18 protein-coding genes are annotated in these 23,170 nt (G+C 51.3%); 7 read left to right on the top strand and 11 right to left on the bottom strand.

The window, feature by feature from the left end; all coding sequences use genetic code 11:
• Positions 1 to 107: 107 nt before the first annotated feature.
• Positions 108 to 1,082, bottom strand: coding sequence for a PhoH family protein (locus ACTHTS_RS00300; RefSeq protein WP_440368784.1), 975 nt, complete (start codon positions 1,080 to 1,082; stop codon positions 108 to 110).
• 102 nt (positions 1,083 to 1,184) lie between these two features.
• On the opposite strand from ACTHTS_RS00300, the gene ACTHTS_RS00295 reads away from it, so the two are divergent.
• From ACTHTS_RS00295 to rlmB, 3 genes are all read left to right on the top strand, one after another.
• A complete protein-coding gene (locus ACTHTS_RS00295; protein ID WP_440368782.1) occupies positions 1,185 to 1,895 on the top strand; it encodes an AzlC family ABC transporter permease in 711 nt (236 codons plus the stop codon).
• A complete protein-coding gene (locus tag ACTHTS_RS00290; RefSeq protein WP_440368780.1) occupies positions 1,892 to 2,200 on the top strand; it encodes an AzlD family protein in 309 nt (102 codons plus the stop codon). The genes ACTHTS_RS00295 and ACTHTS_RS00290 overlap by 4 nt, the downstream gene beginning before the upstream one ends.
• Positions 2,201 to 2,262: 62 nt before the next feature.
• On the top strand, positions 2,263 to 3,012 hold the full coding sequence (gene rlmB, locus ACTHTS_RS00285; RefSeq protein WP_440368778.1) for a 23S rRNA (guanosine(2251)-2'-O)-methyltransferase RlmB: 750 nt from the start codon (positions 2,263 to 2,265) through the stop codon (positions 3,010 to 3,012).
• 53 nt (positions 3,013 to 3,065) lie between these two features.
• On the opposite strand, the gene ACTHTS_RS00280 is transcribed toward rlmB, so the two are convergent.
• The 3 genes from ACTHTS_RS00280 to pdxH all read right to left on the bottom strand — a co-directional run bounded on the left by ACTHTS_RS00280 (position 3,066) and on the right by pdxH (position 6,759).
• On the bottom strand, positions 3,066 to 4,658 hold the full coding sequence (locus tag ACTHTS_RS00280) for a vWA domain-containing protein (RefSeq protein WP_440368776.1): 1,593 nt from the start codon (positions 4,656 to 4,658) through the stop codon (positions 3,066 to 3,068).
• A gap of 251 nt (positions 4,659 to 4,909) precedes the next feature.
• Entirely contained in the window at positions 4,910 to 5,968 is a 1,059-nt protein-coding gene (locus ACTHTS_RS00275; RefSeq protein ID WP_003686367.1) for a pseudouridine synthase, read from the bottom strand.
• Positions 5,969 to 6,126: 158 nt separating this feature from the next.
• Complete coding sequence (gene pdxH / locus ACTHTS_RS00270; RefSeq protein WP_440368774.1) at positions 6,127 to 6,759, bottom strand: pyridoxamine 5'-phosphate oxidase; 633 nt, start codon at positions 6,757 to 6,759, stop codon at positions 6,127 to 6,129.
• Positions 6,760 to 6,870: 111 nt separating this feature from the next.
• On the opposite strand from pdxH, the gene dut reads away from it, so the two are divergent.
• From dut to guaA, 3 genes are all read left to right on the top strand, one after another.
• Positions 6,871 to 7,323 carry a dUTP diphosphatase gene (dut, locus tag ACTHTS_RS00265; protein ID WP_003680707.1) on the top strand — a complete coding sequence of 151 codons (453 nt, stop codon included), beginning with the start codon at positions 6,871 to 6,873 and terminating at the stop codon, positions 7,321 to 7,323.
• A gap of 186 nt (positions 7,324 to 7,509) precedes the next feature.
• Entirely contained in the window at positions 7,510 to 7,836 is a 327-nt protein-coding gene (locus ACTHTS_RS00260) for a hypothetical protein (protein ID WP_039862324.1), read from the top strand.
• Between the two features lie 147 nt (positions 7,837 to 7,983).
• On the top strand, positions 7,984 to 9,549 hold the full coding sequence (gene guaA, locus ACTHTS_RS00255; protein WP_440368772.1) for a glutamine-hydrolyzing GMP synthase: 1,566 nt from the start codon (positions 7,984 to 7,986) through the stop codon (positions 9,547 to 9,549).
• 70 nt (positions 9,550 to 9,619) lie between these two features.
• Here the strand turns inward: guaA and gloB are convergent, their stop codons facing one another.
• The 7 genes from gloB to ACTHTS_RS00220 all read right to left on the bottom strand — a co-directional run bounded on the left by gloB (position 9,620) and on the right by ACTHTS_RS00220 (position 21,357).
• A complete protein-coding gene (gloB, locus tag ACTHTS_RS00250; protein WP_440368770.1) occupies positions 9,620 to 10,369 on the bottom strand; it encodes a hydroxyacylglutathione hydrolase in 750 nt (249 codons plus the stop codon).
• Positions 10,370 to 10,392: 23 nt separating this feature from the next.
• Complete coding sequence (locus ACTHTS_RS00245; protein ID WP_440368768.1) at positions 10,393 to 11,478, bottom strand: hypothetical protein; 1,086 nt, start codon at positions 11,476 to 11,478, stop codon at positions 10,393 to 10,395.
• A 182-nt stretch (positions 11,479 to 11,660) separates the two neighbouring features.
• The gene (gene purL / locus ACTHTS_RS00240) at positions 11,661 to 15,557 is read right to left on the bottom strand and encodes a phosphoribosylformylglycinamidine synthase (RefSeq protein ID WP_440368766.1); all 3,897 of its coding nucleotides are present in this window, start codon (positions 15,555 to 15,557) and stop codon (positions 11,661 to 11,663) included.
• Between the two features lie 307 nt (positions 15,558 to 15,864).
• Entirely contained in the window at positions 15,865 to 17,865 is a 2,001-nt protein-coding gene (gene rep, locus ACTHTS_RS00235) for a DNA helicase Rep (protein ID WP_440368764.1), read from the bottom strand.
• A 90-nt stretch (positions 17,866 to 17,955) separates the two neighbouring features.
• Positions 17,956 to 18,891 (bottom strand): dihydroorotate oxidase, encoded by a 936-nt coding sequence (locus tag ACTHTS_RS00230; RefSeq protein ID WP_070625564.1) that lies wholly within the window; start codon positions 18,889 to 18,891, stop codon positions 17,956 to 17,958.
• Between the two features lie 227 nt (positions 18,892 to 19,118).
• A complete protein-coding gene (locus ACTHTS_RS00225) occupies positions 19,119 to 20,300 on the bottom strand; it encodes an acetylornithine/succinyldiaminopimelate transaminase (protein WP_440368761.1) in 1,182 nt (393 codons plus the stop codon).
• A gap of 112 nt (positions 20,301 to 20,412) precedes the next feature.
• On the bottom strand, positions 20,413 to 21,357 hold the full coding sequence (locus tag ACTHTS_RS00220) for a class I SAM-dependent methyltransferase (protein WP_440368759.1): 945 nt from the start codon (positions 21,355 to 21,357) through the stop codon (positions 20,413 to 20,415).
• A 337-nt stretch (positions 21,358 to 21,694) separates the two neighbouring features.
• Between ACTHTS_RS00220 and ACTHTS_RS00215 the strand changes: the two genes are divergently transcribed.
• On the top strand, positions 21,695 to 23,104 hold the full coding sequence (locus ACTHTS_RS00215) for a DEAD/DEAH box helicase (RefSeq protein ID WP_440368757.1): 1,410 nt from the start codon (positions 21,695 to 21,697) through the stop codon (positions 23,102 to 23,104).
• The last annotated feature ends 66 nt before the right edge of the window (positions 23,105 to 23,170 follow it).

Genomic DNA, 23,170 nt, shown 5'->3' with positions numbered 1-23,170 from the left:
AGTCGTTGTTTTACTTGATTTTCGGATTATAGCAGTATTATGGGGCAAATGATGTAGAAAGGCCGTCTGAAATTTAATTTTCAGACGGCCTTAAGTGTTTGAAAAGATTATTCGTCGTTTTTCTTTTCAGCTTGTTCTTCGGCAGCTTCATAGGCTTCGACGATTTTCTGCACCAAAGGATGGCGGACAACGTCTTCGCTGGTGAATGTGTGGAAATACAGGCCTTCTACATTGCGCAGTTTTTCGCGTGCATCTTTCAAGCCGGATTTGATGTTGCGTGGCAGGTCGATTTGGCTGATGTCGCCGGTAATGACTGCTTTGGCACCAAAGCCGATACGGGTCAGGAACATTTTCATTTGTTCGGGCGTGGTGTTTTGTGCTTCGTCCAAAATGACATACGCGCCATTTAAGGTGCGGCCACGCATGTAGGCGAGCGGCGCAATTTCAATCAAACCTTTTTCCATCAGTTTGGTTACGCGGTCGAAGCCCATTAAATCATAAAGCGCATCGTAAAGCGGTCGCAGGTAGGGATCGACTTTTTGTGCCAAATCACCCGGCAGGAAGCCTAATTTTTCGCCTGCTTCGACTGCAGGGCGAACTAAAACGATGCGTTCGATTTGGTGTTTTTCCATGGCATCGACTGCGGCGGCAACGGCAAGATAGGTCTTACCCGTACCGGCAGGGCCTAAGCCGAACACGACATCGTGGTTGAGCAAGGCGCGGATATAGCCGTTTTGGCGCGGGGTGCGACCACCGATGCTGCCGCGTTTGGTGCGGAAATAGTATTGTTGGTCGTGGTGTTTTTCTTCGTGTTTTTCATCTGCGGTTTTTGCTTCGACGGCCGCTAGGCTGATGGCGTTGTCGTCCAAGTCGCCTTTTTCTGCGGCTTCGGCAAGCGACAGCAAGGCACGGCGGCCGGCGTGTGCCAGTTCGCCCATGAAGGTGAAATGTTCAAAGCGGCGGCTGATTTGGATATCAAGGGCTTTGCCTAAGGCTTCGAGATTGCTGTCGAGCGCACCGCACAGGCGTTGCAACACGGTATTGTCAATTTCTTCAAACTGAAGATGGACGGTGTGGGTCATATCGGTTTCCGTAAATAAATCTAATTTTTCCGTATTATACCCTTGTTCAGACGGCCTGATTTATAATACGTCGCTTCTTTTTAATAAACCGTTTCAATCAAAATGAATCACACTGCTTCTCCTCAATCGGAATTTCTGCGCGGTATCAAAGAATGTTCCCCCATGCTGATCGGCTTGTTGCCGTGGGCGCTGATTTTGGGCATGCAGGGCGGGCAAAAGGGCATGAGTTGGCTGGAAATGCTGCTGATGACGGGCATGAACTTTGCCGGAGGTTCGGAATTTGCCGCAGTCAATTTGTGGGCAAATCCCTTGCCGACACTGCTGATTGCAACGGTTACGTTTATGATTAATTCGCGCCATATTCTGATGGGGGCGGCGATTGCGCCGTATATGAGGGATATGCCGCTGAAAAAGGCGATGCCCGCGCTGTTTTTTATGTGTGATGAAAGCTGGGCAATGGCGTTTGCTGAAATTCAAAAGCGTAAGGCGGCAGGTTTGCCTGCATTCAATATGCCGTTTTATGCCGGCGTGTGTTTTATTTTGTATGTAACGTGGATTGCTTTTGCGGCATTTGGCGCGGCAGTCGGACCGATGTTCGGCGATGTGGCGGCTTGGGGCTTCGGCATGGCGTTTCCTGCGGTGTTTTTGGTGTTGCTGCGCGGGATGTGGAAGAGCTTTGCGGCTTCGCGCCCTTGGTTTGTCAGCCTGATTGTGGCGTGCGCAACCTATTTGACCGTGGATGGCGCATGGTATGTTCCGGCCGGAACGTTATCGGGTTTATTGGTGGCGTATTTGTGGGGAGAGCAAAAATGAAGGATTTGTTGTCGCTGCAATCGTTTTTGCTGTTTTTAAGCATGTTTGCCGTTACTTATTCAACCCGTTTAATCGGCTTTTTTGCCTTGCGCAACCGTACGTTGAGCCGTCGCGCGCAAGTGGTTATGGAGGCTGCGCCGGGCTGCGTGTTGATTTCTGTGATTGCGCCTTATTTTGTATCGGACAAGCCGCATGAGCTGATTGCCATTGCTTTGACGGTATTGGCCGCCAGCCGGTTTTCGATGTTGGTGACGGTATTAATCGGTGTTGGCACTTCGGGCATACTTGGTTATTTGATGAAATAAAAAATTTTCAGACGGCCTTACTTGTTATAATGGCCGTCTGAATTTTTCGATAAAGCAAAAACATGGCAAACCAACGACTCATCTATGGCTTTCACGCCGTCAATGCCCGTTTGTGGCAAAACCCGAAATCGATTACCGAACTCTATATCCAAGAGGGCAAATCCGATGCGCGCACCCACGATGTATTGGATAAAGCGGCCTCTGAAAACGTACGCGTGCATTTTGCCGATGCCGACCGCCTGAATGCCATCAGCAAAGGGGCGCGCCATCAGGGCGTAGTCGGGTTTATCGATGCCTCCAAAAACCATGTTCACTTGGAAGATGTGTTGGAAAACCTGAGCGAACCGCCGTTTTTGCTGGTATTGGACGGCATTACCGATCCGCACAACCTCGGCGCGTGCCTGCGTACTGCCGATGCGATGGGCGTGCATGCCGTAATTGCGCCCAAAGACAAAAGCGCCGGCCTGAATGCGACCGTCAGCAAAGTTGCCTGTGGCGCGGCGGAAACCGTGCCGTATATTACCGTAACCAATCTTGCCCGTACTTTGCGTGAGCTGAAAGAATACGGCATTTGGATTGTCGGTACGGACATGGGCGGCGACTCCGACCTTTACCACTGCGACTTGCCCGACAGCGTGGCCTGGGTAATGGGCAACGAAGGCGAAGGCATGCGCCGCCTGACGCGCGAACATTGCGATATGCTGATATCGATTCCGATGTTTGGTACGGTAGAAAGCATGAACGTTTCCGTCAGTGCAGGCATGGTATTGAGCGAAACCCGCCGTCAACGGGTGTTGAAATCTGAAAAATAAAAAGTTTAATTAAAAGGCCGTCTGAATGTTTTTCAGACGGCCTTTTTCAGGTTTTATTCTTTAACCAAAGGACCTGATTTCTTTTCGCTACCGGCGGCAATGCGAACCAATTGGAGAAATTCTGATTTCAGTTCAAACGGATCGTCGCCTTGGACTTTCTGTACCATTTTTTCAATGTCGCTCCAGCCAAGTTTACCGTTGTATTCGCCGCCGCGCAGGGCTTGGGCATAGGAAGCTGCGGCCAGGGCGAGCAAGGTGTCTTTATCGGCTTGCTCCAGCGGTTTGCTGCCAACGGGAATTGCTTGTTCCATCAGCTTACTGTCTTTTTCCCCAGGCAGTTTATAGCGTACTTTGACAAAGGCGTATTCGTTTTTACTGCCTTTGACGGCAGGGGTTTTTTGATAGCGTGATTCGTTCAGCCAGCCTTGTTTGCCCTGCGGGATGATTTCATAGATGGCGGTCACGCTGTGGCCTGAGCCGATATCGCCCGCATCTACTTTGTCATTGTTGAAGTCTTCATTGCGCAAGGTGCGGTTGGTGTAGCCGACCAAGCGGTATTCTTTAACAGTGGCAGGATTGAATTCGACCTGGATTTTGACATCTTGTGCAACGGTGGCAAGCGTGGAAGTCAGTTGTTGCTGTAGAACTTTTTTCGCTTCTTTTTCGTTGTCGATATAGCTGTAATTGCCGTCGCCTGCATCGGCAATTTGTTCCATCATGTCTTCGTTGTAATTGTCTGTACCGAATCCTAGCGTGCTGAGTGAAACGCCGGTTTTACGTTTTTCGGCAACCATGGATTTGAGCGTTTCGGTATCAGATACGCCAACGTTAAAGTCGCCATCGGTCGCCAAAAGGATACGGTTGATGCCGTTGGGTACAAAGGCTTTTTGCGCTTCTTCGTAGGCCATGCGTAAAGCGGATTCGCCCGAAGTCGAGCCTTCGGCTTTCAGTTTGTCGATGGCCTTCAGGATGGTTTCTTTATCTGAACCTGATGTAGGCGGAAGTACCAGCTCTTCGCCTGAAGAATAGGTAATCAGAGTAACTTTGTCCTGAGGACGTAATTGTTGGGTCAAGATACGCAACGTTTTTTGAACCAACGGAAGTTTATTTGCTGAAGACATACTGCCGGATACGTCCACGAGGAACACAAGATTGGCAGGCGGCAGGTCTTTCTTTGCCGTGTCTTGTGCTTGGATACCGATTTTGATCAGCTTGGCTTCCGGTTGCCATGGAGAATCAATGGTTTCAGTATGAACGGCAAATGGACGACTGTCAGTAGGCAGTGGATAGTTATAAGGGAAGTAATTGACGATTTCCTCAATCCGTACAGCATCTTTAGGCGGCTGTTTGCCGCTGTTCAGAAATCGGCGGACGTTGGCGTAGCTGCCGGTATCGACATCGATGCTAAATGTGGAAACAGGTTCTTGAGCAACGGATTTGACCGGTTGGTCAGGTTGTTCTTGGTAGCGTTCGGTGTTTTCTGTAAGAGACAGATTTTCTTCAGCAACGGCAGCAGCAGGCAATGCTGAGTCCGGTGCACCCTGAAGATTTTCGGTTGACGAGTCTGATCGGTCGAGAGGGCCGGAACACGCAGTCAAAGCTGCCAAAGTGAGTATGGAAACGGTTTTCAGGAAGAAACGGGGCATGATTTAAGCTCCTGGGAAATATCACATGCTGATTATTAAAAGTGTTGATGGCAGTGTATTGGCAGAGTTAACGCTGGCGCTGAGTCACTTTTTTTGAATTTTAATGTGTGAATAGTGGGTTAAGTTTAAATCAGGACAAGGCGGAGCAATGCGGTACTGGTTTAAACTTAACCCACTATGTTTATGACTTATGCAAGATTTTGTCGGGCTGAGACGATTTTGTAAAGGCCTCAGCCCCGATTTATCTTACATTAACTTTTCTTCCGGCGACGTTCGCCCGGCAGCAGCATATCCGCCCATTTGATGATGTTGGCGACTTCTGCCGGATTGAGTTCGTAGAACTGGCCGCGTTTGAGGCGGTTTGGCAGGCCGATGGGGCCGAAGCCTACGCGGACGAGACGGCTGACGGTGAGGCCTTGGCTTTCAAAAATGCGGCGTACTTCGCGGTTTCGGCCTTCTTTGATGACGACGTTGTACCATTTGTTTGCTCCTTCGCCGCCTTGTTCGTAGATGCGTTCTACTTTTGCTAGACCGTCTTCGAGCATCACGCCTTCTTCGGTTAGGACGCGCATTTGTTCGGTGGTCAACTCGCCCAATACGCGCACGGCGTATTCGCGTTCGACTTCAAAGCTGGGGTGGGCAAAGCGTTGAACGAGTTCGCCTGAAGTGGTCAGGATCAAAAGGCCGCTGGTATTGATGTCCAAACGGCCGATGGCTACCCAGCGGCTGCTGGCTGCTTGCGGCAGGCGGTCGAAGATGCTGACGCGGCCTTGCGGGTCGTCGCGGGAAACGATTTCGCCTTCTTGTTTGTAGTAGAGGATGATGCGTGGTAGGCGGTCTGCCCATTTGAGTTTGATGATGCTGCCTTTGACGGTAACATGATCGTCGGGCGTGACTTTTTCACCCAGTTGGGCTACGCGTCCGTTGACTGTTACCCAGCCGTTGCTAATCCATTCTTCCATTTCGCGACGTGAGCCGACGCCGGAAGCGGCCAGGACTTTTTGCAGGCGCTCGGGTTCGAAGCGGGAAAGGTCGCTGCGGCGTTCTTTCAAATCGCGGGCGTGTTCCATGATTTTTTGGTTGGGATTGCGGACAACCAGTTTTTTGGCTTTGGCGGCACGTTGTTTTGGGGCGGTATTTTGAGCTTTGGGGCCGTCTGAAACTTTTTGGCCGTAAGGTTTGCCTGATGTTTTTCGCTCGTCGTCGGGACGTTTTTTATTGGCAAAGGATTTGGCCGGTTTGGAAGGTTTTTTGGCGGTAGACGATACGCCGTCGCGCCATTGGCGTTTGCTGGAAGGCTGTTTGGACATGATTTTTCCTAACTCGCTTGAAAAGCGGTTCTTCTGCGGCGGTTGCGGCAGGGGTTGGATTGGGGGAAAAGGCCGTCTGAAAATCAGATTCAGACGGCCTGCCGATGAAAGGCTGTATTGTAACTCAACCAGTAAATTTTTGTTTGAAAATCCGAAAATTATGGCGAAAGGCGTTCGCGTATCCAGTTGCCGTCAACCAAGCGGTATTGGATGCGGTCATGCAGGCGGCTGGGGCGGCCTTGCCAGAATTCGATACGGTCGGGAATAACAAGGTATCCGCCCCAATGCGGCGGGCGAGGGACATGTAAGGGATGTTTGACACCGACGGCCGCGGCTTTGGCTACCAATACGGCTTTGCTGGAAATCACTTCGCTTTGCGCGCTTGCCCATGCGCCGATACGACTGGTATATGGGCGGCTTTCAAAATATTCGTCTGAAGCGGCTGTGTCGAGTTTTTCAATGCGGCCTTCAACACGCACTTGGCGTTCGAGTTCCGGCCAGAAAAAAGTCATGGCGGCAAAGGGGTGTGCCGTATAGGAGCGGCCTTTGCGGCTGTGGTAATTGGTAAAGAAAACAAAGCCTTTTGGGTTGACTTCTTTCAGTAGTACCATACGGCTGTTAGGCCTGCCGTCTTCGCCTACGGCGGCAACGTTGACCGCGGTCGGCTCGTTGACTTCGGCGTGAATCGCTTCGTTCAGCCATTGCTCGAATTGGACAATCGGGTCGGCGTAGCATTCGGCTTCCGACAGCTCGCGTTTGCTGTAATCTTCGCGGATATTGTGCAGATCCATGATTTTTCTCCTTAGGTCTGACTGAATCATACTCCGTTTTTTCAGACGGCCTCAAGGGCATTTGTGTATAATCGTAGCCCTTTCCAATATAGAACAATACGGAGTCCCGTCATGCAAACCGAAGTCGAACTGAAAATCTTAAATCCGAAAATGGCCGATTCCCTGCCTGCTTATGCGACGCCTGGTTCTGCCGGTTTGGATTTGCGTGCCTGCCTGGATGAAGCCGTTGTGTTACAGCCGGGCGATGTATATCTCGTTCCGACCGGTTTGGCGGTGCATTTGGCCAACCCTGCTTACGCAGCCGTTTTGTTGCCGCGTTCCGGCTTGGGTCATAAACACGGTATTGTTTTGGGCAATTTGGTCGGTTTGATTGACTCGGATTATCAAGGCGAATTGAAGGTTTCTCTGTGGAACCGTGGTAAAGAAGCGTTTACCATCGAGCCGATGGAGCGCATCGCGCAAATGGTGATTGTGCCAGTTGTCCAAGCCGCGTTTAAGGTTGTGGACGAGTTTGCCGCCAGCGAGCGCGGTGAAGGCGGATTCGGCAGTACCGGCAAAGCCTGATGATTTAAAAGACCGTCTGTAACATGATAAATTGAAATATTCGATTTCGGTTTGCCGCTGTTCAGACGGCTTTTTTGTTGTGCCAACCTTTGCATAATTACACACAAGATTGCATTTTTATATCTTGCCTGCATGGCCGACGCACCCAATAATACAGGCCATCTGAAACCTTTACGGAGCGTTGTTATGTCCCGCCCCTCACTTTTTCTGCCTTTGTTTTTGATTATCTTTGGTGCGATTTGGTTTTTACGCGCTACGGATATTTTGCCTGCGACATCGACAATGATTGCCGGTGCATTAATTATTTTGGGCTTTGCCGTGTTGATTATGGACGGCATCAACAAACAGTCCATCGTCTCCGGCCCGATGTTGGTTTATATCGGCACAGCCATTTATCTGCACATGAGCTACTGGATTTACCTCTCGCCGCTGCTGGCCATCGGCATGGTCGTGTTGGGTTGCCTGCTGTTGCTCTCGCGCAGCGATATGATTCCTGAGAAACACACAAAATAGAAAGATGAGAGATTTGGGTTTTGCCCTATAAAGGCCGTCTGAACAATGGTATAATCCGCCGATTCAGACGGCCTTTTTATTGTGGTTTAAATTTGAAATTTACCCTCCCGGCCGCACCGTTTTCTTACATTTTGCAAAGTTTCCGCCATGACCCAAGACAAAATCCTTATTCTCGACTTCGGCTCGCAAGTTACCCAGCTGATCGCCCGACGGGTGCGCGAAGCCCACGTTTACTGCGAACTGCATTCTTTCGACATGCCTTTGGAAGAAATCAAAGCCTTTAATCCGAAAGGCATCATCCTCTCTGGCGGCCCTAATTCCGTTTACGAATCCGATTATCAAGCCGATACCGGTATTTTTGATTTGGGCATTCCGGTTTTGGGCATCTGCTACGGCATGCAATTTATGGCGCACCACTTGGGCGGCGAAGTTAGCCCGGGCAACCAACGCGAATTCGGTTATGCGCAAGTTAAAACCATCGACAGCGAGCTGACACGCGGCATTCAAGACGATGCGCCTAATACGCTCGATGTTTGGATGAGCCATGGCGATAAAGTTTCCAAACTGCCTACCGGCTTCTCTGTTATCGGCGACACCCCGTCTTGCCCGATTGCCATGATGGAAAACGCTGAGAAACAATTCTACGGCATCCAATTCCACCCTGAAGTGACCCACACCAAACAAGGCCGCGCGCTGTTGAACCGCTTTGTCTTGGATATTTGCGGTGCACAACCAAGCTGGACCATGCCGAACTACATCGAAGAAGCCGTTGCCAAAATCCGCGAACAAGTCGGCAGCGATGAAGTGATTTTAGGTCTGTCCGGCGGCGTGGACTCTTCCGTAGCGGCCGCGCTGATTCACCGCGCCATCGGCGACCAACTGACCTGCGTGTTTGTTGACCACGGTCTGTTGCGATTGAACGAAGGCAAAATGGTGATGGATATGTTTGCCCGCAACTTGGGCGTACGCGTGATTCACGTTGATGCCGAAGAGCAGTTTTTGGCGAAACTTGCCGGCGTGACCGATCCGGAGAAAAAACGCAAAATCATCGGTGCGGAATTTATCGAAGTCTTTGACGCTGAGGAGAAAAAACTCACCAACGCCAAATGGTTGGCGCAAGGTACGATTTACCCTGACGTAATCGAATCTGCGGGTGCAAAAACCAAAAAAGCCCATGCCATCAAATCCCACCACAACGTCGGCGGCCTGCCTGAAAACATGAAGCTCAAGCTGCTTGAGCCGTTGCGCGATTTGTTCAAAGACGAAGTACGCGAATTGGGTGTGGCTTTGGGCCTGCCGCGCGAAATGGTGTACCGTCATCCGTTCCCAGGCCCGGGTTTGGGTGTGCGCATCTTGGGCGAAGTGAAAAAAGAATATGCCGACTTGCTCCGTCAAGCAGACGATATTTTCATTCAAGAATTGCGCAATACTACCGATGAAAACGGTACATCTTGGTACAACCTGACCAGCCAAGCCTTTGCTGTATTCCTGCCTGTGAAATCCGTCGGCGTAATGGGCGACGGCCGCACATACGATTACGTCGTAGCTTTGCGTGCCGTGATTACCAGCGACTTTATGACTGCACACTGGGCTGAGCTGCCTTACTCGCTGCTTGGCCGCGTGTCCAACCGCATCATCAACGAAGTCAAAGGCATTAACCGTGTGGTTTACGATGTCAGCGGCAAACCGCCTGCCACGATTGAATGGGAATAATCCCTAAATAATAAAGGCCGTCTGAACAGATATTGTTCAGACGGCCTTATTCTTTGGGAACTAAGCCCAATTAAAATTGATTTTTTAATTCACGCAAAGCGGCGAAGACTTCGAGTTCGCTGTTTAATTTTCGTCCGCTCAATTCTTCGGCGCGTGCCTGAACTTGGGGCAGGTGAACGCGTAAAAAAGGGTTGACTTTGCGTTCGTGCGCCAGGCTGACAGGCAGCGTCGGCGTGTGTTCGGCTGCAGCCAAGGCCGTCTGAATGTCGGCATTGTCCGGCTCGATATGCTGAGCAAAGCGCAGATTGGAGGCTGTATATTCGTGCGCCGGATAAAACAGCGTTTCTTCGGGCAGTTGGTTGAATCGGTGAAAACTGTCGTAAAGCTGCTCGATTGTGCCGGTAAATACGCGGCCGCAACCGGCGGAGAACAAGGTATCGCCGCAGAAAACGTGCAGGCCGTCTGAATTTTCCAGCAGATAGCTGATGTGGCGGTCGGTATGGCCGGGGGTTGCCCAAACGGTAACCAAGCCTTCGCCAAACGGGAACTGCGTGCCTGCAGTGACGGTATGTGTCGCCACTTCGATGTCGCTTTCACCATAGATTGGGGATTCCAAAAAGCCGTGGAACAGGTTTTTTGCGCCGCCGGTATGGTCGGGGTGCGGATGGGTAATCCATGTTTGCGCCAGCATCAGGCGGTTGTGGACGAGGAATTTCAAAACGGGCGTGGCATCGGACGGATCGACGCAGGCGGCATGGTTGCCTTCTTGAATCATCCAGATGTAGTTGTCGTTTAGGGCTTGGATTGGCGTGATTTTCATATGCTTTCTTCTGGTTTGGAGTTTCAGACGGCCTCTAGATAATCTTTGATATTCGGGCTTTGGCCGAACACGGCTTCATGGGCTTGATGGATGCACAGTCGGTTGAACAGCAATCTTTGGGTTTGGTCGCCGTCGATAATCCGCACTTGGCCTTGCAGTTTGGGCGCATCGTGATGAAAGGTGTTTTTAAACGCGTGCCAACGGTCGGTTTGCAGGTGCACGATGGCAAACATGTCATGCGAGATATTAACGCCGACGCTGAATAGTTTGGTCGAGGCTTGCAGGCAGAAACTACTGTCGCCAAACAGGCACAGCCCCGTGTTTTCCGGATAGCGGAACAATTCGATTTTCACGGCTTCGGGTTCGGCAAAGATGTTGCAAAACAGCCGTTCAAACAACGACGGCTGTGCCACGCCTTCGCTCAACATACCGTAAAGCCCGCCCAGCCAATCGACATAGCCGAGAAAAGTGAAACGGTAGTCCTGCATAATGGCTTCGATGCGCTTGGGGTCGCGTTTGCTGATCAAGCGGACAAATTCAAAACCGACTTCCGGCAGACGCGCTCGAAGCGTTTGGTGCAGGCGGTGGGCAAACAGGTTTTTATGGTTGTGCGGATTGCGCAGGATACCGAGGAATTTCAGCCGCAATATCCGCCACAAGGCATCCGGTACTTTGACGGTATCGGCATTTGCCGTAGTTGTTTTCAGACGGCCTGCAGGTAAGGTGCGCAGATGATTGCAGGCCTCTTCGTAGCCGCTTTCATGACGGTTGAACCAGCCTTCCAGATTATATTGGTTGGCGGAGTCTTCGACAAAGGTCAGCGTATAGAGGTTTTTCGCGGCCAAGTTGCCGATGATGTTGACGCTTATCGCTTCGCTGCGGTTTTGTTCTTTGCCGCGGGCTTTTTCGCCAGTATGGAATATGGACAAAGGCAGCTTGTAAACATTCTGATTCTGCAGGCTGACCTGCGGATTATGTGCGTGCTGCCGTTGCTCGGTCTGGGCGACGAAGTGGTGTTCCTTCGTCGGATTCGCGGTCAACAGGGCGTAAGGCTTTTCGCCGCATTCGGGAAATTCGCAATCGCTGAGGATAAAGGCTTGTCGAGTCATAATGTCGGGAAAGGCCGTCTGAATATGTCGATTATAGTTTAAAAGAGGGAAATACAGAATGACGGCAGCCGGTTTCTATAAATAAAGTAAACTTAAAGGCCGTCTGAAAACAGGAGGCGGAAAATTTTGCCTTTCCTGTTTCAGACGGCCTTGCTTAAAGCCTGATCAAATCAAGCTTTCCATTAGCCCAAAGCTTTTCTTGCTCCGGCAAAGAGGCGGTACCAACCGGACAATTCCGTCCAGTCTTCTGGTTTCCAGCTCATTTGCGCTGCGCGGTACACGCGTTCCGGATGCGGCATCATGATGGTAACGCGGCCGTCGGCGTTGGTCACACCGGCGATACCTTGAGGCGAGCCGTTAGGGTTGAGCGGATAAGTTTGGGTCACTTGGTTTTGACCGTCCACATATTGCAGCGCAATGCCCAAATCGGCGGAAATATTGCCGCCGTGAAGCGTGAAGTCGGCGCGGCCTTCGCCGTGGCTGACTACGACAGGCAGGCTGGAGCCTTGCATTTCATTCAGAATCAGCGATGCGGATTTCGGAACATGAACCATGCTCAGGCGCGCTTCAAACTGTTCGCTCAAGTTGCGTTTGAATTTAGGCCATGCTTCTGTACCCGGGATAATCTCGGCAAGGTTGCTGACCATTTGACAGCCATTGCACACGCCCAATGTCAGTGTGTTCGGATCGGCAAAGAAGGCGGCAAATTGGTCGCGCAGAGCAGGGTGGAACAGAATCGATTTCGCCCAGCCTTCGCCTGCACCGAGTACGTCGCCGTAGCTGAAGCCGCCGCACGCCGCCAGCATTTTGAAGTCGGCAAGGTGGACGCGGCCTGCCATCAGGTCGGACATATGCACGTCGTAAGCATCGAAACCGGCTCGGGTGAACGCGGCGGCCATTTCGATTTGTCCGTTTACGCCCTGTTCGCGCAGGATGGCGATTTTGGGTTTCGCACCGCTGTTGATGAATGGCGCGGCGATGTCTTCGTTCACGTTGAATTTCACGTCGGCAAACAATGCGCTGCGTTCGTTGTCGTCAATCAGGGCGAACTCGCTATCGGCGCAGGCAGGGTTGTCGCGCAGGCGTTGGATGGCGTGGCTGGTTTCCTGCCATGCGCGTTGCAGGTCGGCGCGGTTTTGTTCCAATACGATGCCTGCTTGATTGCGGATAACGATTTTTTCGTCAGTACCGATGGTCGCAACGGCATGCAGTGCCAAATCAGCTTCTTTAAACAAGGCTTCTACTGCCGCAACATCTTGTTTGGCAATTTGAATCACTGCGCCCAGCTCTTCATTGAACAATGCGCGAATGCTGGCTTCGTTGACGTCGGCTTGGTTGGCAACCAGTGAAGTCAAATCCACGTTCAAGCCGCATCGTGCCGCAAACGCCATTTCCGCCAGCGTCGCGAACAAACCGCCGTCGCTGCGGTCGTGGTATGCCAAGAGTTTGTCTTCGGCGACAAGCTGTTGAATCACATTGTAAAACGCTTTCAGATGGCCTGTATCGTCCAAATCAGGCGCGTCGCCGGTCATATTGTTGTACACCTGACCGAACGCGGAGCCGCCCATACGCGCTTTGCCGAAGCCCAAATCGATAAACAGCAATACGCTGTCTTCGACGTTTTTCAACTCAGGCGTAACAGTCTTGCGTACGTCTTCCACTGGCGCAAACGCGGAGATAATCAGGCTCAACGGCGAAACCACGGATTTTTTCTCTTCGCCATCCTGCCACACGGTTTTCATCGACAAACTGTCTTTGCCCACGGGAATGCTCAAATCCAATGCCTGACAGGCTTTGGAAACTGCTTCAACGGTGCGGTAGAGTTTTTCGTCTTCGCCCTCGTTGCCGCATGCCGCCATCCAGTTGGCGGAGAGTTTGATATTGCCGATGTCGCCGATGTTGACCGCCGCGATGTTGGTGATGGCTTCGCCGACGCACATTCTGCCCGAGGCGGGCGCGTCAAACAGGGCGACGGTCGGTTTTTCGCCCATAGACATCGCTTCGCCGCGATAGGTGTTGAAGCCCATCATGGTAACGGCGCAGTCGGCTACGGGGGTTTGGTATTTGCCGACCATTTGGTCGCGGTGGGTCATGCCGCCGACGCTGCGGTCGCCGATGGTAATCAGGAAGTTTTTGGCGGCTACCGTAGGCAGACGCAAAACGCGGTAGGCGGCTTCGGTGATGTCGATATCGCCCGCGTTAAACGGTTTTTCAGACGACCTCACGGTTTTGTCGCTGCGCGTGGTTTTGGGCGGTTTGCCGAGCAAGACGTTCAGCGGCAAATCGACGGGATTGTTGGAGAACAAATCGTCGCGCACTTTCAAATGGCCGTCGTCAGTCGCCGTGCCGACCACGGCAAACGGGCAGCGTTCACGTTCGCAGATGGCGCGGAAGGTGTCCAAATCTTTTTCCAAAATCGACAACACATAACGCTCTTGCGATTCGTTGCACCAGATTTGCAATGGGTTGAGGCCGTGTTCTTCCAGCGGGACTTCGCGCAGCTTGAATACTGCGCCGCGTCCGGCATCGTTGACGAGTTCGGGGAAGGCGTTGGAAAGGCCGCCCGCGCCGACGTCGTGGATGGAGATAATCGGGTTTTTGTTGCCAAGCTGCCAGCAGCGGTCGATCACTTCCTGCGCGCGGCGTTCGATTTCAGGGTTGCCGCGTTGTACGGAGTTGAAGTCCAAAGAGGCGTCGTTCGTGCCGGTATTCATGGAAGAAGCCGCGCCACCGCCTAAACCGATAAGCATGCCCGGGCCACCCAGTTGGATCAGCAACGCGCCTTCGGGGATTTCGTCTTTGTGTGTTTGTTGTGCCTGAATGCTGCCCAAGCCGCCGGCAATCATAATCGGTTTGTGATAGCCGCGGACTTGACCGTCAAATTTTTCTTCAAAGGTGCGGAAGTAGCCCAAGAGGTTCGGGCGGCCGAATTCGTTGTTGAACGCTGCGCCGCCAATCGGACCTTCAATCATGATGTCTAAAGGGGAAGCAATATGGCCGGGTTTGCCGTAGGCTTGTTCCCAAGGCTGCTCCAAGCCAGGGATATTCAGGTTGGAAACAGTAAAGCCGGTCAAGCCTGCTTTCGGACGTGAGCCTTTGCCTGTTGCGCCTTCATCGCGGATTTCACCACCCGCACCCGTTGCCGCGCCTGCAAACGGCGCAATGGCGGTCGGGTGGTTGTGCGTTTCCACTTTCATGATGATATGGGTGTCTTCTTCGTGGAAACGGTAGCCTTGGTTTTCCGCCGCATTTGGATAGAAACGCTCGACTTTTGCGCCTTCGATCACGGACGAATTGTCTTTATAGGCAACGACTGTGCCTTCGGGATGCGCATTGTGTGTATCGCGAATCATGCCGAAGAGCGATTTCGGTTGTTTTTCGCCGTTGAGGATGAAGTCGGCGTTGAAGATTTTGTGGCGGCAGTGTTCGCTGTTTGCCTGAGCGAACATCATCAACTCAACATCGGTCGGATTGCGGTTTAAAGCCTGATAGTTTTCAACCAGATAATCGATTTCGTCGGCAGAAAGCGCCAAACCCATTTCGGTATTGGCTTTGACCAATGCCTCTTTACCGCCGCCCAATACATCTACGCTGGAGAAGGTTTCCGATTGGATATGGTGGAACAGTTGCGACGCTGCATCGATGTCGGTCAACACGCTTTCGGTCATGCGGTCGTGCAACAGGGCTGCCCATTGTTGTTTTTGCCCGTCGGTAAGCGCACCTTCCAACCATACGGCCATGCCGCGTTCGATACGTTCAATGCCTTCCAAACCGCAGTTTTCCGCGATATTGGTTGCTTTGGAAGCCCAAGGAGAAATGGTGCCCAAACGGGGCGTTACCAAAAATAAATGCAAGCCCTCGCGCGCTTTGGGCGTTTGTTCAACGCTTTGCGCTGCCAGTAAGGCTTGCAGTTTTTCGACTGTCGCGGCATCAAGTGTTTTTTCGCTACCGACAAAATACCAAAATTCGCTGCTTAATTTAACTTCGGGCAGGCCGAGGGCGGCTGCTTTTTGGAAGAGTTTTTCAACACGGAAATCGGAAAGGGCGGTTACACCGCGCAAGGGCAGAACAACAGACATGGATTCAGCTCACAAAATGCAGTTGGGGAATCCGTTATTATACCTGAAAAATGCAATTTTGCTTGTGAATTTATACTTCAAGTGTTGACAATTTTTGCTTGTAAATTGAAGGGGGATAAGGCAATCGGGTCACCTGCTTTTTTTATTTTGTAGCTGATTATTCGATTATTTTTGTTTATTTTTGAAGAATCGAGAGAAGTGGGAACGGATAGGCGTAACGATATAAAGTGAAAATTATTTGATTGTCGTCTTTGACATTTTGCTGACAATAAGGCCGTCTGAAACCTTACTTTCAGACGGCCTTGCTTTATCCTTTTCTTTTGTTTCCCAGCATATCCAGCAATCCTGCCAGATTGCTTTTTCCTTCTTCCTTGCTCACAATCGGCTCTCCGCCTTTGCGGCCTAAAATCTTGATGTCTTCCTGCGGCATTTCGTCTATGAAGCGGCTTGGCTCGGGGAATTGCCATGTGCCTTGTTTTTTGCGTTTGAGGCAATGAGTCAGCGTAAGCTGGCGTTTGGCGCGGGTAATGCCGACGTACATCAGGCGGCGTTCTTCTTCGACATTGTCTTCTTCGATGCTGTCGTTGTGCGGCAAGATGCCTTCTTCGCAACCGACAAGGAAAACGTAGGGGTATTCCAAACCTTTGGAGGCGTGAAGAGTGGAGAGTTTGACGGCATCGACTTCTTCTTCGCTTTTGCCCTCTAAAAGCGTCATCAGGGCGATGGTTTGGGCAAGCTCGATGATGTTTTTGCCGTCTTGCTCGCCTTTGCGTTCCAGCCAGCCGGTCAGGTCGGTAACGTTACGCCATTTGATTTCACCTGCTTTGCCTTCCTCATTGACCAGCAAGTGGTTTTCGTAGTCGATTTCTTTTAGCAGGTTATGGATAAGCTCGCCTGCTTCGCTGGTTTCGGCTTTGGTGCGGTAGTTTTTAATCATATCCATGAAGGCTTGCAGGTGTTGGCGGTTGGTATGGTTCAATAGGGCAAGCGCTTCTTCGGTTTGCGCGGCTTCATATAGGCTGCATTCGTGTTCGTGCGCGTAGGTGTTGAGCTTGCCCAGTGTGACGTCGCCGATGCCACGTTTGGGCGTGGTGACGGCGCGCAGGAAGGCGGGATCGTCGTTGGGGTTGGCAAGCAGGCGCAAATAGGACAAAACGTCTTTGATTTCGGCTTTGTCGAAAAAGCTTTGCCCGCCGGAAAGTTGGTAAGGGACGCGCGCACTGCGCAAGGCTTCTTCAAAAATCCGCGCCTGATGGTTGCCGCGGTATAACACGGCAAAATCGGCGTATTGGGTTTTGTCGCCACCGACCAGCTTTTGCTTGACGATTTGGCTGACGACCCAGTCGGCTTCGTGTTGCTCGCTTTGGCAGGCAACGACTTTGACGATTTCGCCTTCGCCGAACTGCGACCAAAGTTTTTTGGTAAAGAGTTTGGGGTTGTTTTCAATCACTTTATTAGCGATTTTGAGAATCCGCGCGGTGGAGCGGTAGTTTTGCTCCAGCTTGATAACCTTCATCTGCGGATAGTCTTCCTGCATTTTGCGCAGGTTTTCCATGTTTGCACCGCGCCATGCGTAGATGGACTGGTCGTCATCGCCGACGGCGGTAAACATGCCTTCCGCGCCGGTCAGAAGCTTCATCAGGGTGAATTGGCAGGTATTGGTGTCCTGACATTCGTCAACCAACAGATAACGCAGCCGCCGCTGCCATTTGTTGCGCACTTCGCTGTTTTGCTGCAACAGCACGGCAGGCAGGCGAATTAAGTCGTCGAAGTCCACCGCCTGATAGCTTTGCAGGGTTTCCTGATAGCTCGCATACACGCGCGCTGTTTGCTCTTCCCACACATTAGCGGCCGTCTGAACTACTTCTTCAGGCGTCTTTAAATCGTTTTTCCAAAGGGAAATTTGATGTTGCGCTTTGAATATGGCTTCTTTGCCCGTACCGCCCAAGAGTTCGCCGATGATTTTTGCGCTGTCGGTAGAGTCGAGAATGGAAAAGTTTTTTTTATAACCGATATGGTTCGCTTCTTCGCGCAAAATCTTCATACCCAAAGAGTGGAAGGTGCAAATCGTCAGCCCGCGCGTTTGCGACTTGGGCAGCATTTTAGAGACGCGCTCCTGCATTTCCGTGGCGGCTTTATTGGTAAATGTAATCGCTGCAACGGTATGCGGCAGATAGCCTATATTGACAATCAAATGCTTGATTTTTTGCGTAATCACACCGGTTTTGCCGCTGCCTGCGCCGGCAAGGACGAGCAGGGGGCCGCCTAGATATTTGACCGCGGCTTGCTGTTGGGGGTTGAGTTTCATTGAAGGGGAAGACGGGTAATGTGGGGAGCAATTATACAACAAGGCCGTCTGAAATTTTCAGACGGCCTTGGGCGTTTTTTAGAGTAAACCTTATTCAAAATATTTCAATTTGCCTTTGAAGTCTTCCAGCTTCTCATAGCCTTTTTGCGCCATGATGGCTTTTAATTCAAGGGAAACCCGTTCAAAAATACCGACGCCTTGCTGGTGTAGCGCCGTGCCGATCTGCACCATGCTTGCGCCGCACAAGATGTGTTCAAACGCATCACGGCCGCTGTAAACGCCGCCGGTTCCGATGACTTGGATAGACGGATCCAGTCTTTGATAGAACGCGTGGACATTGGCGAGCGCAGTCGGTTTGATGTATTGGCCTCCAATGCCGCCGAAGCCGTTTTTCGGGCGGATGACGACGGATTCGTCTTCGATATACATGCCGTTGCCGATGGAGTTGACGCAGTTGACGAGTTTTAGGGGATAGCGGTTGAACACTTTCGCCGCTTGATCGAAATGGGCAATATCAAAATACGGCGGTAGCTTGATGCCCAATGGCTTGTCGAAGTAGGTAAAGGCATTATCCAAAATCATCTCGGTTGTTTCAAAGTCGTAGGCGATTTGCGGTTTGCCGGCGACGTTTGGGCAGGATAGGTTGAGTTCGGTAATGCCGTTAAACCCGCTATTTTGCACTTTTTCCAACAGGATATGTGTTTCGCCGGGAGACAGACCGACCAGTGATAGGAAAAATGTCCGTTCCGGCTGAGACTCTTGAAGGGTAAGCAGGTAATCCAGATAGTAATCAATGCCTTGATTCGGCAAACCCATCGAATTGATGCTGCCGAGAGGCACATCTCGATAACGCGGCTTGGGGTTGCCTTGACGAGGGGTAAGCGTTGCGGTCTTGGTAATGAAAGTGCCTGCCGAAGACTGTCTGACCACTTCCAATTCCTCAACAGTCATACATGACACACCAGCGGCGTTCATCAGGCAGTTGTCAAAAGAAAAACCGGCGATTTGGGTTTCCAATGATACCATCTCCTGCTCCTTTTCTTCGCAAAATCAAATTGTTTGCCAAGCGTAACACGAAGAGGCGGTACGATTTTTAACAAACATCAAATGACAAAGCATGTAGGCGGATGTTGTTTTCAATATTGAAAAAAAGGCCGTCTGAAAAACTCAAAATAGTCTTTCAGACGGCCTTTACTAGATGGCATTAATAGAATCAAAAGCTGTCGGCTGATTTGGATATTGGGTTTTAAAAATCAGGCCAACCATTCGGCCAAGGCCGCTTCAAAACGTTTCAAGCCTTCGGCCATGTCTTCATCGTTCAACAGCAGGCTGGGGGCGAAACGCACCACATTGGCGCCGGCAACCAGTACCATCAGACCGTGTTTTAAAGCGGCGGCGGTGATTTCAGATGCCTTGCCTGCGTATTTGTCTGCCAACACGCAGCCGAGCAGCAAGCCCATGCCGCGGACTTCTTTAAATACGCCGGTCTTTTCACCCAATTCACGCAAGGCCGTCTGAAGTTTTTGGCCTTGTTGTTTAACGTGTGCCAATGTTTCGGACGCATTGATGATGTCGAATGCACGGCTGCCGACGGCGCACGCCATCGGGTTGCCGCCGAAGGTCGAGCCATGTGTTCCGGGGCCGAAGGTTGGGGCGATTTTATCGGTGGTCAGAATCGCGCCAATCGGGAAGCCGCCGCCCAAGGCTTTGGCGGAGCTGAGAATATCGGGTGTCACGCCGTAATGCTCGTAGGCAAACAGTTTGCCCGTATGGCCCATGCCAGTTTGCACCTCGTCCAAAATCAGCAATGCGCCGTGTTTGTCGCATAAACGGCGTGCGGCTTGCAGATATTCTTGGGTGGCAGGCAGGATGCCGCTTTCGCCTTGAATCGGCTCGATAATCACGGCGCAGGTTTTGTCGCCGACGGCCGCTTCCAATGCGGCAACATCATTGAAAGGAACATGGGTAATGCCGGCCGGCAGCGGCGCGTAGTCTTTGCTGTATTTGGTCTGGCCGCCGACGGATACTGTAAACAGGGTGCGGCCGTGGAAGCTGTTGAGGCAGGAGATGATTTCGGTTTTGTGTTCGCCAAAATGATCGCGACCGTATTTGCGCGCCAGTTTCAGCGCGGCTTCATTGGCTTCTGCGCCGGAATTGCAGAAAAACACTTTGTCGGCAAAGGTGTTTTCGACCAGTTTTTTGGCCAATTCTTGCGCCGGTTGGGTGGTGTAGATATTAGAAATGTGCCAGAGTTTTTGCGATTGTTCGGCCAAGGCTGCGACCAAATCGGGATGGCAATGCCCCAGCGCGTTTACTGCAATACCGCCTGACAGGTCAATGTATTCTCGTCCTTCGGTATCCCAAACCTGGCTGCCGAGCGCACGTTCCGGAATCATGGGAGCGAATGAGAAATTGGGCGTCAGGTAGTTTTGCATGTTCTTTTCCTTTTGATATTGTCAACAATTTCTTGAATTATGCGCCTATTGATTCAGAGATTCAATATGGCAATCAGGCCGTCTGAAAACTGGCTTTCAGACGGCCTGATGCTTATTTATGCTTGATTTCCCAGCATTGATGGATTTTTTTGTTGCGGAAATCGTCGGGAACGGACTGTTTGGAAATGTCTTTGACAGCATATTGTTCCGCGACCAAATCGTCCAACACAAAACTGCGCAGGTTGTTGGAGAAATACAGAATGCCGTCTGAAGCGAGCAGGCTCATTACGCCGTCAATCAGCTTTTTATGGTCGCGCTGGATGTCGAGGATGTCGAGCATCTTTTTGCTGTTGGAAAAGCTGGGCGGGTCCATGACAATCAGGTCGAACTTTTTGCCTTCGTCTGCGGCATTTTGCAGATATTGGAACACATCGGCGCGGACGATTTTGTGTTGTTCGGGGTTGATGCCGTTGAGTTCAAAATTGCGTTTTGCCCACTCGAGATAAGTGTTGGATAAATCGACGGTCTCGCTGGATACCGCGCCGCCGGTTGCGGCATAGACGGTAAAGCTGCCTGTGTAGGAAAACAGGTTGAGGAAGCGTTTGCCTGCTGCGGTGTCGCCGACTTTTTTTCGAGTGTTGCGGTGGTCGAGGAAAAGGCCGGTATCAAGGTATTTGTCGAGGTTGACCCAAAACTTGCGGCCGTTTTCAGTAATGGCGAAATCGTCGCCGGTTTTGCCGGTTTTCTCGTATTGCTGCAAACCTTTTTGACGTTCGCGACGTTTGAGGTGGATTTGTTCGGGCGCAAAACCAGTCACAAAACCGATGGCTTCCAATACATCGGCAAGCCATGCTTCATACTCTTCGGGCTGCATCAGCCAGCCGGTATCGTATTCCTGAAGATGGATTTGGTCGCCGTAAACATCGACGGCAAAGGGAAATTGGGGAATATCGCGGTCGTAAATGCGCCAGGCTTCGATATTGTTGCGTTTGGCCCATTTCATAAGATGTTTGATGTTTTTGCCCAAGCGGTTGGCAAAGGGGGTAATGTCGGTCATGGTTTTCAGACGGCCTGAATAAGTATTAGGAAGGGGTTGGATTTTAACGCACTTGATGTCTTTTTGCTTGACTGTTATCCATAAAATCTATATTATCCGCCGTTCGCCTTTTGATACGAAGCCATCGTCATCCAACCTAAACCGCCGTTTCGGGCGTGTTTCTTTTATTGCTTGCATATTTGCAAAGCCTTTTCTGTGCAGGTTGTCGTCGATGTTAACCACAAGCAAGATGCTTGCGACAACCCTGTAACTTCACATTTTCCGTATCGTTACTTTCCTTTGCTTCAGGTCGTCTGAAATTGTTCAGGCGTGCGCGTTGTTGTCTCTTAGGATAGATATGTCTATTAAATTTGCCGATTTGAACCTTGATAAAAACATTTTGTCTGCCGTACGCAGCGAGGGTTATGAAAGCCCGACCCCGATTCAGGCGCAAGCGATTCCGTTTGCTTTGGACGGCCGCGACATTATGGCTTCGGCGCAAACCGGTTCAGGCAAAACCGCAGCCTTCCTGCTGCCGACTTTGCAAAAACTGACCAAGCGCAGCGAAAAACCGGGCAAAGGCCCGCGCGCTTTGGTCTTGACCCCGACCCGCGAACTGGCGGCTCAAGTGGAAAAAAACGCGCTGGCGTATGCTAAAAATATGCGTTGGTTCCGTACTGTCAGCATTGTCGGCGGCGCATCTTTCGGCTATCAAACCCGAGCTCTGAGCAAACCGGTTGACCTGATTGTCGCCACTCCGGGCCGTCTTATGGACTTGATGCAGAGCGGCAAAGTTGATTTTGAACGTTTGGAAGTGCTGATTCTGGACGAAGCCGACCGTATGTTGGACATGGGCTTTATCGATGACATTGAAACCATCGTGGAAGCAACGCCGAGCGACCGTCAGACTTTGTTGTTCTCTGCCACTTGGGACGGCGCAGTGGGCAAACTGGCGCGCAAACTGACCAAAGACCCTGAAGTCGTCGAAGTCGAGCGCGTGGATGACCAAGGCAAAATCGAAGAGCAGCTGTTGTACTGCGACGATATGCGCCATAAAAACCGCCTGCTCGACCACATCTTGCGCGATGCCAATATCGATCAATGTGTGATCTTCACATCCACTAAGGCAATGACCGAAGTCATCGCGGATGAATTGTACGAAAAGGGTTTTGCCGCCAACTGCCTGCACGGCGATATGCCTCAAGGCTGGCGTAACCGCACGCTGATGGACTTGCGCAAAGGCCGCTGCAAAATTTTGGTTGCTACCGATGTAGCCGCACGCGGTATCGACGTACCGACCATTACCCACGTGATTAACTACGACTTGCCGAAACAGGCTGAAGACTACGTTCACCGCATCGGCCGTACCGGCCGCGCAGGCCGTACCGGTATTGCGATTACTTTTGCCGAAGTGAACGAATACGTCAAAGTACACAAAATCGAAAAATATATCGGCCGTAAATTGCCTGAACTGACCATCGAAGGCATGGAACCAACACGCAAACGTAAATCTGCCGGCGGCAAACCGAAAGGCAAAGGCGGCTGGGGCGATCGTAAATCCGGCGGTTGGCGCGGTGATAAAAAACCGGCTAAAGAAGGTTTCGGCGGTAAAGCTCGCAGCGAAGGCCATAAAAAAGACGGTTTCAAGAAAGATGGCTTTAAGAAAGATGGTTTCAAAAAAGCTGACGGTTTCAAAAAAGGCAGCGAAGGCTTTAAAGGCAAGCGCAAGTCTAACGACAGCTTTGGCGGCAAACACAAAAGAGGTTGATTGCTTCAATCTTAAGGCCGTCTGAAATAAGACGAAAGGGCGTGTGAAGACACGCCCTTTTTTATG

The organism is Neisseria sp. P0019.S003 (assembly GCF_051957115.1).
Classification (GTDB): Bacteria; Pseudomonadota; Gammaproteobacteria; order Burkholderiales; family Neisseriaceae; genus Neisseria; species Neisseria flavescens_D.
This window is presented reverse-complemented; position numbering and strand designations above follow the sequence as displayed.